General features: G+C 64.7%; 13 protein-coding genes. All 13 read right to left on the reverse strand.

From position 1 onward, the window contains the following. Nucleotides 1–13: 13 nt before the first annotated feature. From QA640_RS25465 to nuoE, 13 genes are read right to left on the reverse strand one after another with little or no spacing between them, the layout of a single operon-like run. Entirely contained in the window at nt 14–1,684 is a 1,671-nt protein-coding gene (locus tag QA640_RS25465; RefSeq protein ID WP_283035679.1) for a ribonuclease J, read from the reverse strand. Next, nucleotides 1,684–2,490 (reverse strand): biotin--[acetyl-CoA-carboxylase] ligase, encoded by an 807-nt coding sequence (locus QA640_RS25470; RefSeq protein WP_283035680.1) that lies wholly within the window; start codon nt 2,488–2,490, stop codon nt 1,684–1,686. Before QA640_RS25470 ends, QA640_RS25465 begins: the two co-directional genes overlap by 1 nt. A 2-nt stretch (nt 2,491–2,492) precedes the next feature. After that, nucleotides 2,493–3,929 (reverse strand): NADH-quinone oxidoreductase subunit NuoN, encoded by a 1,437-nt coding sequence (nuoN, locus tag QA640_RS25475; RefSeq protein ID WP_283035681.1) that lies wholly within the window; start codon nt 3,927–3,929, stop codon nt 2,493–2,495. Between the two features lie 22 nt (nt 3,930–3,951). Beyond that, complete coding sequence (locus QA640_RS25480; RefSeq protein WP_283035682.1) at nt 3,952–5,460, reverse strand: NADH-quinone oxidoreductase subunit M; 1,509 nt, start codon at nt 5,458–5,460, stop codon at nt 3,952–3,954. Then, on the reverse strand, nt 5,461–7,566 hold the full coding sequence (nuoL, locus tag QA640_RS25485) for an NADH-quinone oxidoreductase subunit L (protein ID WP_283035683.1): 2,106 nt from the start codon (nt 7,564–7,566) through the stop codon (nt 5,461–5,463). A gap of 7 nt (nt 7,567–7,573) precedes the next feature. Further along, a complete protein-coding gene (gene nuoK, locus QA640_RS25490; protein WP_015685769.1) occupies nt 7,574–7,882 on the reverse strand; it encodes an NADH-quinone oxidoreductase subunit NuoK in 309 nt (102 codons plus the stop codon). Next, nucleotides 7,879–8,517: an NADH-quinone oxidoreductase subunit J gene (locus tag QA640_RS25495; RefSeq protein ID WP_283035684.1), complete on the reverse strand. Its 639-nt coding sequence runs from the start codon at nt 8,515–8,517 to the stop codon at nt 7,879–7,881. Before QA640_RS25495 ends, nuoK begins: the two co-directional genes overlap by 4 nt. A 9-nt stretch (nt 8,518–8,526) precedes the next feature. Continuing rightward, nucleotides 8,527–9,015, reverse strand: a complete 489-nt coding sequence (gene nuoI, locus QA640_RS25500) for an NADH-quinone oxidoreductase subunit NuoI (protein WP_024341235.1) — start codon at nt 9,013–9,015, stop codon at nt 8,527–8,529. A gap of 14 nt (nt 9,016–9,029) precedes the next feature. Beyond that, nucleotides 9,030–10,097, reverse strand: a complete 1,068-nt coding sequence (nuoH, locus tag QA640_RS25505) for an NADH-quinone oxidoreductase subunit NuoH (RefSeq protein WP_283035685.1) — start codon at nt 10,095–10,097, stop codon at nt 9,030–9,032. A 10-nt stretch (nt 10,098–10,107) separates the two neighbouring features. Beyond that, entirely contained in the window at nt 10,108–12,183 is a 2,076-nt protein-coding gene (gene nuoG, locus QA640_RS25510; RefSeq protein WP_283035686.1) for an NADH-quinone oxidoreductase subunit NuoG, read from the reverse strand. A 5-nt stretch (nt 12,184–12,188) separates the two neighbouring features. Further along, nucleotides 12,189–13,514, reverse strand: a complete 1,326-nt coding sequence (gene nuoF / locus QA640_RS25515; RefSeq protein ID WP_283035687.1) for an NADH-quinone oxidoreductase subunit NuoF — start codon at nt 13,512–13,514, stop codon at nt 12,189–12,191. 15 nt (nt 13,515–13,529) lie between these two features. Next, nucleotides 13,530–13,736: a hypothetical protein gene (locus tag QA640_RS25520; RefSeq protein WP_283035688.1), complete on the reverse strand. Its 207-nt coding sequence runs from the start codon at nt 13,734–13,736 to the stop codon at nt 13,530–13,532. After that, nucleotides 13,736–14,347, reverse strand: coding sequence for an NADH-quinone oxidoreductase subunit NuoE (gene nuoE / locus QA640_RS25525; RefSeq protein ID WP_283035689.1), 612 nt, complete (start codon nt 14,345–14,347; stop codon nt 13,736–13,738). The genes QA640_RS25520 and nuoE overlap by 1 nt, the downstream gene beginning before the upstream one ends. Nucleotides 14,348–14,351: the final 4 nt, after the last annotated feature.

Below are 14,351 nucleotides of genomic sequence, written 5' to 3' on the forward strand. Positions count from 1 at the left end.
ATCATCCTCAAAACTAAACTGTCAGTACATGTACCAGACAGGGGGGCTTTTTGCCCCAATGTTCGTTGATTACGGCGCGCACGGCGCGGCGCACCGACTCGCCCAGCGCGTCGGGATCGCGGCGACGCGGCCGCGGCAGGCCTTCGATCGTCGAAACCACGGCGTCGAAGACGAGGTCGTCGAACGCTTCGCCCGCCTTGTTCTTCTCGGGGATGCCGACGAGATCGACCTCAGGTTCGTCCGCGAGCTCGCCCTGCGCGGTCATCGCGACGGCCACAAAGGCGCAGCCGGAAAACGCCATCCGGCGCCGCTCGACCACCGCGCGCGACTTGGAGTCCTCCAGGATCGTGCCGTCCTTGTAGAGCCTACCGGAGGGCACCTCGCCGACGATGCCGGGGTCGCCCGGGCCGAGCTTGACCAGATCGCCGTTACGGCAGACCAGGACGCGCGGAACTCCAGCGGCGCGCGCGAGCCTGGCGTGCTCATGCAGATGCAGCGCCTCACCGTGCACGGGGATCAGGAGCTGCGGCTTCGTCCAGGCGATGAGGTCGCGGAGCTCGTCGCGGCGGGGATGGCCGGAGACGTGGACCAGATGGTCGCGGTCGGTGATGATCTCGACGCCCTGGAGGATCAGATTGTTGATGATCGAGCCGACGGCCTTCTCGTTGCCCGGGATGGTGCGCGAGGAGAAGATCACGCAGTCGCCCCGGTTCAGCGTGATCTCCGGATGATCGTCATTGGCGATACGCGCCAGCGCCGCGCGCGGCTCACCCTGGCTGCCAGTGCAGAGCGCGAGCACCTTGTCCTGCGGGAGATGACCATAGACCTCCGGCGAGCGGAAATTCTGCACGCCGTCGAGATAGCCGGTCTCGCGCGCGACCTGCACGACGCGATCCATGGCGCGGCCGACCACGACGACCTCACGATCGGCGGCCTTGGCGGCGTCGGCCACGGCCTTGATGCGGGCGACGTTGGAGGCGAAGGTCGTCACCGCGACGCGCCCCTTGGCCGCCTTGACAAGCTCGATGATGGTCCTGGCGACCTCGGCTTCCGAGGGCGAGCGGCCCTCACGCACCGCGTTGGTGGAATCGCCGATCAGGGCAAGCACGCCCTCCTCACCCAACTGGCGCAGCCGCCGCTCGTCGGTGGGCGGGCCGATGATCGGGGTCGGATCGATCTTCCAGTCGCCGGTATGCAACACCGTGCCGGCCTCGGTGTGGATCGCCAGCGCGTGCGATTCCGGAATCGAATGCGCGACCGGGATGAATTCGACGTTGAACGGCCCGATGTCGACGCGGCCGCCGGAGGGGATCACCGTCACCGGGATCTTCGGCGGATTACGCTCGGCCGCGCATTTGGCCTCGAACAGCGCCGCACTGAACTGCGTCGCATAGATCGGACATTGCAGCTTCGGCCAGAGATCGATGATCGCGCCGAAATGATCCTCATGGGCGTGCGTGAGCACGAGGCCCATCAGGTTCTTGCGTTCCTTCTCCAGGAAGCTGATGTCGGGCATGATCAGGTCGATGCCCGGCAGGTGCTCCTCGTCGCCGAAGGAGACGCCGAGATCGATCGCGAGCCAGGCACGCTGGTGGCGGTTGCCGAGGCCGTAGATCGACAGGTTCATGCCGATCTCGCCGACGCCGCCGAGCGGGGCAAACACCAGTTCGTCGGGCCGTGCCATCACGCCGCTCCCACCGAGGCGGCCGTGCCGAAGAAGACCTCGCCGGCGGCCACCGGTACCCGCCGGCCGTCGGCGGTGCGGACGATCAGGCAACCGGTGTCGTCGATGGTGTCGAAGATACCTTCCAGCATCCCGCTCCCGATCTGGATCGCGACCTTCTCGCCGAGGCCGGCGGCGCGCTCCAGCCAGAGCCGGCGGATCTCTGCAAAACCGCGGCCATTGTCCCAGATGCCCCGGAATTCAACCCAGGCGTCTGACAATGCCGTGAATAGCTCCTCCGCGCTGATCTGGACCCCGAGGGCGGCCAGTGACACTGCGGGCGTCGGCGTCCCTTCGGGAGCCGCGACGACGTTGGTGCCGATGCCGACCACGACGGCAAGGCCATTGCCGATGGCCTCGGCTTCGAGGCCGATGCCGACGAGCTTCTTGCCGCCGGCAAGCACGTCGTTCGGCCATTTCAGGGTGTATCGGGGCCGGTCGAGACCCAGGCGAAGCGCGGCCTCGACGCTGACCCGCTCCAGCGCCGCCTCCTCGGCCAGCCCCGCCGCAAAGCCGAGTGTGGCGGCAACGGCCGGCGCGACCTCCATCACCTCGAGGATGCTACAGGCGAGGTTGCCGCGCGGCGCGATCCAGGCGCGCTGGCGGCGGCCACGCCCCGCCGTCTGCTCCGAGGTCACGTACCAGATCGGGCCGCGCTCGCCTTGGCGGGCACGCTCCAGGGCTTCCGTATTGGTCGAGCCGATCTGATCGAAGGCTGCGAGACGGTAGCCCGCGTTGAGAGCGCGATGAGCGAGCGCGAAGCCCATCCCTAGAACAGCGACTTTGCCGCTGCGCTGGCGACACTCACGACGGGTCCCGCGAACAGCGCAAATAGGATGTTGAACAAGCCCGCCACCGCCAGCACCGCCCGCACCTCGACGCGCACCGGATCAACCTTCCCGGCAGGCTCGTCGAAGTACATCGTCTTGACGATGGTGAGGTAGTAGTAGGCGCCAACCACGCTCGCCAGCACGCCGAGCACCGCGAGCGTGAACAAATTGGCCTTGATTGCGGCAACGAAGACGTACCACTTGGCGAAGAAACCTGCGAGCGGCGGAACGCCGGCCAGCGAGAACAGCAGCATCGCAAAGAAGAAGGCGAGCAGCGGGTTGGTGCGCGAGAGGCCGGCGAAATCGCTGATCTGCTCGACGGCCTGGCCATTGCGCTTCATCGCAAGGATGACGGCGAAGGAGCCGAGCGTCATCGCGACGTAGATCAGGATGTAGGTCAGGACGCCCTGCGCGCCCTCGACCGTGCCCGAGGCAAGGCCAACCAGCGCAAAGCCCATATGACCGATCGAGGAGTAGGCCATCAGGCGCTTGATGTTGGTCTGCCCGATCGCGGCGAAGGAGCCGAGCGCCATCGACGCGATCGAGACGAACACCAGGATCTGCTGCCACTGCGTGACGATGCCCGGGAAAGCGGTCAGCGTCGCGCGAGTGAAGACAGCGAGTGCCGCGACCTTCGGCGCCGAAGCGAAGAAGGCGGTCACCGGTGTCGGCGCGCCCTCATAGACGTCGGGCGTCCACATGTGGAACGGCACCACCGAGACCTTGAAGCACAGGCCGGCGAGCAGGAAGACGAGACCGAAGACCAGGCCGACGCTCGCGGTCGTGGCAGATGCAGCAATGCCGGCGAAGCTGACCGTGCCGGTGAAGCCGTAGATCAGCGAGGCGCCGTACAGCAGCATGCCCGAGGACAGCGCACCCAGCACGAAATACTTCAGGCCCGCCTCGTTGGACTTCGCATTGTCGCGGTTGCTGGTCGCGACGACGTAGAGCGCCAGCGACATCAGCTCGAGGCCGAGATAAAGCGAGATCAGGTCGCCGGCCGAGATCAACACCATCATGCCGAGGGTGGAGAGCAGCACGAGGATCGAATATTCGAAGATGCGGCGCGACGGATCGGACAAGAACTCCGTCGACAGGATCAGCGTCACCGCCGAGCCGATCAGCGCCAGGACCTTCAGGAAGCGCGCGAAGTCGTCGACGATGAAGCTACCGCCGAAGGTCACCTGCCTGCCCGCGGGCAGCAGGAGCTCCAGCACGCCGGTTGCGACCAGGAGCAGGACGGCGAGCGTCGTGATCGCCTTCGTGGTCCCCTGCCCGCGATACGCACCCAGCATCAGGAGCGCCATGCTGCCGACCGCGAGCACGAGCTCGGGCACGACCGGCGCCAGTTGATAACCTGCAGTCTCAAAGCTCATGGCGATATCCTGACCTGCCCGCTCACTGGAGCAGTGCGGCGGCCTTCACGGCCGTCACCGCGGTGTTGTAATTGTTGACAAGTTGCTGGACAGAGGCAGCCGACATGTCGAGCACGGGCTTCGGATAGACGCCGAACAGGATCGTCAGCGCGATCAGCGGAAACAGCGTCAGGCACTCCCGGAAGGTGAGGTCCTTGATGGTCATCAGCGACGGCTTCACCAGCGCCCCGAACACGACCTTGCGGTAGAGCCAGAGCGCATAGCAGGCCGACAGGATCACGCCCGTCGTGGCGAAGAACGCGGTCGGGATCGAGACCTTGAAGGTGCCGAGCAGCGTCATGAATTCGCCGACGAAACCGCTGGTGCCGGGCAGACCGACATTGGCCATGGTGAAGACCATGAAGGTCAGCGCGTAGAGTGGCATCCGGTTGACGAGGCCCCCATAGGCCGCGATCTCACGGGTATGCATGCGGTCGTAGACGATGCCGACGCAGAGGAACAGCGCTCCGGAGACGATGCCGTGCGAGATCATCTGGAACACGCCGCCGGCGACGCCCTGCATGGTACCAGCGAAGATGCCCATGGTGACGAAGCCCATATGCGCGACCGACGAGTAGGCGATCAGCTTCTTCATGTCCTCCTGCATCATCGCCACCAGCGAGGTGTAGATGATGGCGATGGTCGAGAGCGTGAAGATCAGCGGCGCGAAGTCATGCGACGCCAGCGGGAACATCGGCAGCGAGAAGCGCAGGAAGCCGTAGCCGCCCATCTTCAGGAGGATCGCGGCCAGGATCACCGAGCCGGCGGTCGGGGCCTCGACGTGCGCGTCGGGCAGCCAGGTGTGCACCGGCCACATCGGCATCTTCACCGCGAAGGAGGCGAAGAAGGCCAGCCACGCCCAGGTCTGCAACGACCGCGGCACTGCGGTGTGCATCAGGGTCGGGATGTCGGTGGTGCCGCCGTTCCAGTACAGCGCCATGATGGCGAGCAGCATCAGAACCGAGCCGAGCAGCGTGTAGAGGAAGAACTTGAACGACGCGTAGACCCGGCGCGGGCCGCCCCAGACACCGATAATCAGGAACATCGGGATCAGGCCGCCCTCGAAGAACAAATAGAACAGCACGAGATCCAGCGCCGAGAAGGTGCCGACCATTAGCGTTTCCAGAATCAGGAACGCCATCATGTATTCGCGCACCCGGTTCTGGATCGCGTTCCAGCTCGCGACGATGCAGAACGGCATCAGGGCTGTGGTCAGGATCACGAAGGGCAGCGAGATGCCGTCCACACCCATGTGATAGGTGATGCCGGCGGCGATCCAGTTGGCCTTCTCGACGAATTGGAAATCGGCGACCGACGGGTCGAAGCGCGCAACCAGGAGCAGCGACACCGCAAAGGTGATGAGCGTGGTCCACAGCGCGATCCAGCGCGCATTGCGCCGCGCCGCCTCGTCGTCGCCACGCACGACGTAGACCAGCAGCGCTCCGACGACCGGCAGGAAGGTGGTGACGGAAAGGATGGGCCAGGTTGTCATTTACTGGCCTCCAAAGCCGAACATGAACCAGGTGATCAGGCCGGCGACGCCGATCAGCATGGCGAATGCATAGTGATAGAGATAGCCGGTCTGGATCTTCACGACGTTGCGGGTGATGCGCAGGACCGACGCGGAAACGCCGTCCGGACCGAAGCCGTCGATGATGAAGCCGTCGCCTTTCTTCCAGAGCTGGTAGCCGATCCACTTCGCCGGACGGACGAAGATGATGTCGTAGAGCTCGTCGAAGTACCACTTGTTGAGCAGGAACTGGTACAGCCCCGGCTGGGTCTGGGCCAGCTCGACCGGCAGGTACGGCCGGCGGATGTAGAACAGGTACGAGATCAGGAAGCCCACCACCATCATCACCGTTGGCAGGAAGGCGATGGTCTCGGGGATGTGGTGCATCTCCTCGATGATGTGCGGATTCATCTTCACGGACTCGCGGAAGAACTCCTCGATGCCGTGGCCCGCGAACAATTCCTTGAACGGGAAGCCAGCCAGGATAGAGCCGGCCGCCAGGATGCCGATCGGGATCAGCATCCAGAGGGGGCTCTCATGCGCCGACTCATAGTGATGTTCGTCATGCGGCTCGCCGTGGAAGGTCTTGAAGATCAGGCGCCATGAATAGAACGAGGTCAGGCCGGCGGCGAAGACCGTCAGGAGAAAGCCGTACACTGCGAACGGGTTGTGCGAGGCATAGGCGGACTCGATGATCGCGTCCTTGGAGAAGTAGCCGGCAGTGAGCGGGAAGCCGGTCAAGGCCAGCGTGCCGACCAGCATCACCGCGTAGGTGTAGGGGATCTTGCGCCACAGGCCACCCATGTTGCGGATGTCCTGCTCGTGATGCATCGCGTAGATCACCGAGCCGGAGCCCAAGAACAGCAGCGCCTTGAAGAAGGCGTGCGTGAACAGGTGGAACATGCCGACCGAATAGGCCCCCGCCCCCATCGCCACGAACATGTAGCCGAGCTGCGAACAGGTCGAGTAGGCGACAATGCGCTTGATGTCGTTCTGCACGAGGCCGACGGTCGCGGCAAAGAATGCCGTGGTTGCGCCGAAGAACATCACCACCGCCTGCGCGTTCGGCGCGAGCTCGAACAGCGGCGACAGCCGGGCCACCATGAAGACACCGGCGGTCACCATGGTCGCGGCGTGGATCAGCGCCGAGACCGGGGTCGGGCCTTCCATGGCGTCCGGCAGCCAGGTGTGCAGCAGGAACTGCGCCGACTTGCCCATCGCGCCCATGAACAGCAGCACGCAGGTCAGCGTCAGCGCATCCACCTGCCAGCCGAGGAAGTTGACGCTCTTGCCGGTCAGACCGGGGGCTGCATGGAAGATCGTCTCGAAATCGGTTGAGCCGACCAGCGCAAAGATCGCGAAGATGCCGAGCGCGAAGCCGAAATCACCGACGCGGTTGACGACGAAGGCCTTGATGGCGGCCGCATTCGCCGACGGCTTCTGGTACCAGAAGCCGATCAGCAGGTAGCTTGCGAGGCCCACGCCCTCCCAGCCAAAGAACAGCTGCACGAGATTGTCGGCCGTCACCAGCATCAGCATGGCGAAAGTGAACAGCGACAGATAGCCGAAGAAGCGCGGACGATACGGATCCTCGTCCATGTAGCCGATGGAATAGAGGTGCACGAGCGAGGACACGGTGGTGACCACGACCAGCATCACGGCCGTGAGCGTGTCGACCCGCAGCGCCCAGTAAACTTGGAGATCGCCGGAGAGGATCCACGGCAGAATCGGAATTCGCGCATCGTGGTGCATGAAGCCGACGTCGACCAGCGTGAACCAGGACAGGGCCGCCGAGACGAACAATAGCCCGGTCGTGATCAGCTCGGCCGCGCGCGAGCCCTGAGCCGGCGGCTCGGTCGGACCATGAGCGTGGTCGTCATGGCCGTCGCCCGGCTCGTGATGCGTCTCGTGGATGACGGCGGCATCCTCGTTGATCGAAGCTGATGCGTGAGCGTGCGCGCCGTGATCGTGATCGTCGTGATGCTCGACCGTATCGCCGCTGGGGTTGCGGCCATGCGCGCCGAAAATGGCGATCAGGCCGGCGAGAATGGCGCCCAGCAGAGGCAGAAAGACAATTGCCTGAACCATAGCTGGGTTAACCCTTCATCAGATTGACGTCCTCAACCGCGATCGAGCCGCGGTTGCGGAAATAGACCACCAGGATGGCAAGACCGATCGCGGCTTCAGCAGCCGCGACCGTCAGCACCAGGAGCGCGAAGACCTGGCCGACGATGTCGCCCAGGAAGGTCGAAAATGCCACCAGGTTGATGTTGACCGCGAGCAGGATCAGCTCGATCGACATCAGGATGACGATGATGTTCTTGCGGTTCAGGAAGATTCCGAGGATGCCGAGCGTGAACAGGATCGCGCCGACGGCAAGATAGTGTCCGAGCCCGATCGTCATTTCACCCACTCCGCTGCATCGGCATCCTGGAGTCCCTGCCCCGGCGCCACCTTGCGCAGCGCCATCGCCATGTCGGGCGTACGCGCGTTCTGAACGTTGATGTCCTGCCGCTTGACGGACGCCTTGTGGCGCAGCGTCAGCACGATGGCGCCGATCATCGCGACCAGCAGCACCATGCCGGCGAGCTGGAAGTAATGGATGTACTTCGTGTAGAGCACGAGCCCGAGCGCCTCGGTATTGGAGACGTTGGCCGGGATAGCCGCCGTGATCGACTTGGTCACGGTCGGGTCGATCACCCATGCGCCGACGACCAGCAACAGCTCGAACATGAAGATGCCGCCGATTACGAGGCCAACCGGCAGGTACTCGATGAAGCCTTCGCGCAGCTCAAGGAAGTCGACGTCGAGCATCATGATCACGAACAGGAACAGCACCGCGACCGCGCCGACATAGACGACGATCAGGATCATCGCCAGGAACTCGGCGCCCATCAGCACGAACAGGCCGGAGGCGTTGACGAAGGCCAGGATCAGATACAGCACGGAATGCACGGGATTGCGCGAGACAATCACCATCACCGCCGAGGCGACGCAGATGCCGGCGAACAGATAGAAGAACAGCGCGGGAAGGATCATGCCCTCACCTCACCGGTACGGCGCGTCGAGCTCGATCGCTTTCGCAATCTCGCGTTCCCAGCGGTCGCCGTTGGCGAGCAGCTTGGCCTTGTCATAGTAGAGCTCCTCGCGGGTCTCGGTCGCGAATTCGAAGTTCGGGCCTTCGACGATGGCGTCGACCGGGCAGGCCTCCTGGCAGAGGCCGCAATAGATGCACTTCACCATGTCGATGTCGTAGCGCACGGTGCGGCGGGTTCCGTCGTTGCGACGCGGGCCGGCTTCGATGGTAATGGCCTGCGCGGGGCAGACTGCCTCGCACAGCTTGCAGGCGATGCACCGCTCTTCGCCGTTGGGATAGCGGCGCAGCGCGTGCTCGCCGCGGAAGCGCGGTGAGATCGGGCCCTTCTCGAAGGGATAGTTCAGCGTCGGCTTCGGCTGGAAGAAGTAGCGCATGGCGAGGAAGAACGCCGAGACGAATTCCGACAGCAGAAGCGAGCGTGCGGTGGCGTTGATGTTGATACCCATGGCGGACCTCACTTCGGCGCGATGCCGGCGAAATGCAGCACGCCGGCCACCACGACCACCATCGCCAGCGACAGCGGCAGGAATACCTTCCAGCCGAGGCGCATCAGTTGGTCGTAGCGGTAGCGCGGCACGATCGCCTTCGCCATCGCGAACAGGAAGAACATGAAGAACAGTTTGAGCGAGAACCAGATGATGCCCGGCACCCAGTTGAAGGGCGGCAGATCGACCGGCGGCAGCCAGCCGCCCAGGAACAGGATCGTCGCCATCGCGCACATCGTGACGATCGCGACATACTCGCCGAGCATGAACAACAGATACGGGGTCGAGCCGTATTCGACCATGAAACCGGCGACGAGCTCGGACTCGGCCTCGACGAGGTCGAACGGCGGACGGTTGGTTTCCGCCAGCGCCGAGACGTAGAACACCACGAACATCGGGAACAGCGGCCACACATACCAGTTCAGGATGGTGAGCTGCGGCAGGCCGATCAGGCCTGCGAAACCGTGCAGCTTCTGCGCCTCGACCACGGCCGAGAGGTTCAGCGAGCCGGCGCAGAGCAGAACGGTGATGATGACGAAACCGATCGAGACCTCGTAGGACACCATCTGCGCCGCCGAGCGCAGCGCCGCCAGGAACGGATATTTCGAGTTCGACGACCAGCCGGCCATGATGATGCCGTAGATCGACAGCGACGAGATCGCGAAGATGTAGAGTATGCCGACATTGATGTCGGAGATCACCCAGCCGAGATTGGTCGGGATCACCGCCCATGCCGCAAGCGCGAGCACGCAGGAGACCAAGGGAGCCAGCAGGAAGACGCCCTTGTTGGCGCCGGACGGAATGATCGGCTCCTTCAGCACGAACTTCAGAAGGTCGGCGAAGGACTGGAACAAGCCCCAGGGGCCGACGACGTTAGGGCCGCGGCGGATCTGCACCGCCGCCCAGATCTTGCGGTCGGCGAGCAGGATGTAGGCGATCGCGACCAGCAGCACGACGAGCAGCAGGACGCTCTCCGCGACCATGATGATCAGCGGCCAGAGGAAGCCGGTCCAGAATGCGCTTTGGAAGAATTCCATCAGATCACGCTTACTCCGCTGCGGTCAGCATCTGCCCGGAGGCAAGCCGCGAGCATTCCGCCATCACGGCGGACGCACGCGCGATTGGGTTGGTCAGGTAAAAGTCCTCGATCAGGGCCTTGAACGGCGCCCTCTCAGGCGTGCCGCCCTTGCTCGCGAGCGCCTTGACCTGGTCGGCCGTGCCCGCCTCGATCTGGTCCAGACGGATCAGGTGCGGCACCGCCTTGAAGATCGCCTGGCGCAGCGCGGGGAGCGAGTCGTAGCCCAGCTTCTTGCCGAGCGTTTCCGACAGCGCACGGATGATCGCCCAGTCCTCGCGCGCCTCGCCCGGCGGGAACGCGGCACGGCCCGTCATCTGCGCGCGGCCCTCGGTGTTGACATAGATCGCCGACTTCTCGGTGTAGGCCGCTGCCGGCAGAATCACGTCGGCGCGGTGCGCGCCGCGGTCGCCATGGGTGCCGATATAGACGACGTAGGTGCCGTCCGGCGCCTTGATCTCGTCGGCCCCGAGCAGGAACAACAGATCCAACGTGCCGAAAGTCGTCATCTGTGCGGCGTTCAAGCCACCATTACCTGCCGTAAAGCCGATATCCAGCGCGCCGACGCGCGAGGCCGTCTCATGCAGCACGCCAAAACCGTTCCAGCCGTCCTTCACCGCGCCGATTTCGAGCGCCAGCTTGGCGGCTTGGGCGAGAATGGCCGCGCCGTCGTGACGCGAGGTCGCACCGGCGCCGACCAGGATGACCGGATGCTTGGCATTCTTCAGGGCATCAGCGAAGGAGTGCTTACCCGCACCGAGGTCGGCGAGCGTTTCCGTGCCCGCGCCGAGATGTTCGTAATCGTAGGTCAGATCAGCCTTGGCGCCGATCAGGCCGATCTTGAAGCCGCCCGCGCGCCAGCGCTTGCGGATGCGGGCGTTGAACACGGCCGCTTCCTTGCGAGGATTGGCGCCGATGATCAGGAGAGCGTCGGCCTGCTCGATGCCGACAAGGGTCGGATTGAAGACGTAGGCGCCGCGGCCGAGCGCGGAATCGAAGGCATCACCGCCCTGCACCGCCAGATTGGCCGAGCCGAACTTGGCGAGCAGATCCTTCAGCGCGAACATCTCCTCGACGCCGGCGAGATCTCCGGCGATGGCGCCGATCCGCTTGCCGTCGGTGCGGGCCGCCTTGGCGGCGATTGCAGCAAAGGCTTCGGACCACGAAGCCGGGCGCAGCTTGCCAGCCTCGCGGATATAGGGCCGGTCGAGCCGCTGGGTGCGCAGGCCGTCGACGACGTGACGGGTCTTGTCGGAAATCCACTCCTCGTTCACCGACTCGTTGACGCGCGGGAGGATGCGCATCACCTCGCGACCACGGGTGTCGACGCGGATCGCCGAGCCGATGCCGTCCATGACGTCGACCGACTGGGTCTTGCCGAGCTCCCATGGGCGCGCGGCGAAGGCGTACGGCTTCGAGGTCAGCGCGCCGACGGGGCAGATGTCGACGAGATTGCCCTGAAGCTCGGACGTCAGCGCGTGCTCGAGATACGTCGTGATCTCCATATCCTCGCCGCGGCCCGTCGCGCCCATTTCGGGGGCACCGGCGACTTCCGCCGAGAAGCGGACGCAGCGCGTGCACTGGATGCAGCGGTTCATCGAGGTCTTGACCAGCGCACCCAGATATTTGTCCTCGACGGCGCGCTTGTTCTCGGCGAAGCGGCTGGTGTCGACACCATAGCCCATTGCCTGGTCCTGGAGGTCGCACTCGCCGCCCTGGTCGCAGATCGGGCAGTCCAGCGGATGGTTGATGAGAAGGAACTCCATCACGCCTTCGCGGGCCTTCTTCACCATCGGCGAACGCGTCGAGATTTCCGGCGGCTCGCCCTTGGGACCCGGACGGCAATCGCGCACGCCCCAGGCGCAGCTCGCGACCGGCTTCGGGCCGCCCTTCACCTCGACGAGGCACATCCGGCAATTGCCAGCGATCGACAGCCGCTCGTGATAGCAGAAGCGCGGAATCTCGGCGCCGGCGGTCTCGCACGCCTGGAGCAGCGTGTACTCCGGCGGGACATCGATCTCTTTGCCGTCGATGATGAGCTTTGTCATTCTTCCTACTCCGCCGCGACCATGTTCACGGGATCGCGGACGCCGGCATCGTCGATGTCGGCCCTGTGCGAATACTGATCGATGCGCGCTTCGATCTCATGACGGAAATGCGCGATCAGGCCCTGGATCGGCCAGGCGGCTGCGTCGCCGAGCGCGCAGATGGTGTGGCCTTCGATCTGCTTGGTGACCTCGAGCAGCATGTCGATCTCGCGCTTGTGGGCGCGCCCCTCGGCCATGCGGGTCAAGACCCGCCACATCCAGCCGGTGCCCTCGCGGCACGGCGTGCACTGGCCGCAGCTCTCATGCTTGTAGAAATAGGAAATGCGGGCGATCGCGCGGATCAGGTCGGTGGACTTGTCCATTACGATCACGGCCGCAGTGCCGAGGCCCGAGCGCAGCTTGCTTAAGGAGTCGAAGTCCATCGGCGTGTCGATGATCTGCTCGGCCGGCACCATGCGCACCGACGAACCGCCGGGGATTACGGCCTTCAGATTGTCCCAGCCGCCACGGATGCCGCCGCAATGCTTCTCGATCAGCTCACGGAACGGAATGCCCATCGCTTCTTCGACGTTGCAGGGCCGCTCGACATGGCCGGAGATGCAGAACAGTTTTGTGCCGACATTGTTCGGACGACCGATGCCGGCGAACCAGGCCGCACCGCGCCGCAGGATGTCCGGCGCAACCGCGATCGACTCGACGTTGTTGACGGTGGTCGGGCAGCCGAACAGACCGACGTTGGCCGGGAACGGCGGCTTCAGCCGCGGCTGGCCCTTCTTGCCCTCGAGGCTCTCGAGCAGCGCGGTCTCCTCGCCGCAGATATAAGCGCCGGCGCCGTGGGCGACGTAAAGGTCGAACGGCCAGCCGTTGACGTTGTCCTTGCCGATCAGCTTGGCCTCGTAGGCCTGGTCGATCGCGGCCTGGAGGCGTTCGCGCTCGCGGATGAACTCGCCGCGGACATAGATGTAGCAGGCATGGGCGTTCATCGCGAAGCTCGCGATCAGGCAGCCCTCGACGAGCAGATGCGGATCGTGCCGCATGATCTCGCGGTCCTTGCAGGTGCCGGGCTCGGACTCGTCGGCGTTGACGACGAGATAGCTCGGCCGGCCGTCGGTCGATTCCTTCGGCATGAAGGACCATTTGAGGCCGGTCGGGAAGCCGGCACCGCCGCGGCCACGCAGGCCTGAGGCCTTCATCTCGTTGATGATCCAGTCGCGGCCCTTGTCGATGATGGCCTTGGTGCCATCCCAGGCGCCGCGGCGCCGCGCGCCCTCGAGCCCCCAATCGTGGAGGCCGTAGAGGTTCTTGAAGATGCGGTCCTTGTCCTCGAGCATTTCAGTGCTTTCCGATCAACGGTTGGCTTGCTTGTAGGCAAGCCCGGCGGCGCAGACGGCAAAGGTCAGCGCCCAGAGCAGACTGGTTTCCAGCGACGCGTTCAGGGTGAAGCGCTGCAGCAGGAAAATGAAGGCGGCCGCGACAGCGGCATGCATGGCGATGAAGCGCCACTTCTTCACGGCGCCGTTCCTCTCCGCTGCGGGTGACGCGAATTCACGCATCAGGTGGTCTCCTTCAGCGTGGTCGGCCCGGTGGCGGGAGCTGAGAACTGACGGCCGTTCTGCGGGCCGGGCTTGGGCGGATTGCCCGAGGCAAAGCCGTCGAGCACCTTGCCAAAACTCTCCCTGGTCAGGTCCTCATAGGTGTCCTTGCCGATCAAGACCATCGGCGCGTTCACGCAGGCGCCCAGGCACTCGACCTCTTCCCAGCTGAAATTGCCGTCCTTGGAGAGGTGGAAGGGCTCGTGATGGATGCGGCTCTCGCAGACGTGGATCAGGTCTTCGGCGCCCCGCAGCCGGCACGGTGTGGTGCCGCAGACCTGGACGTGCGCCTTCTTGCCGACGGGGGCGAGCTGGAACATCGTGTAGAAGGTCGCGACTTCCAGAACACGGATGTAGGGCATGTCGAGCATGTCGGCAATGACGCGGATCGCGGCTTCCGACACCCAGCCGTCGTTCTGCTCCTGCGCACGCCACAGGATCGCGATCACGGCCGAGGCCTGACGCCCCGCCGGATATTTGGCGACCTGCTGCTTCGCAAACGCGAGGTTCTCCTCCGTGAACGCAAAGCTCGCGGGCTGGACTTCCTTGGGCGCTAGGCGGCGAACGGACATCTCT

This window comes from Bradyrhizobium sp. CB82 (assembly GCF_029714405.1).
Taxonomy (GTDB): Bacteria; Pseudomonadota; Alphaproteobacteria; order Rhizobiales; family Xanthobacteraceae; genus Bradyrhizobium.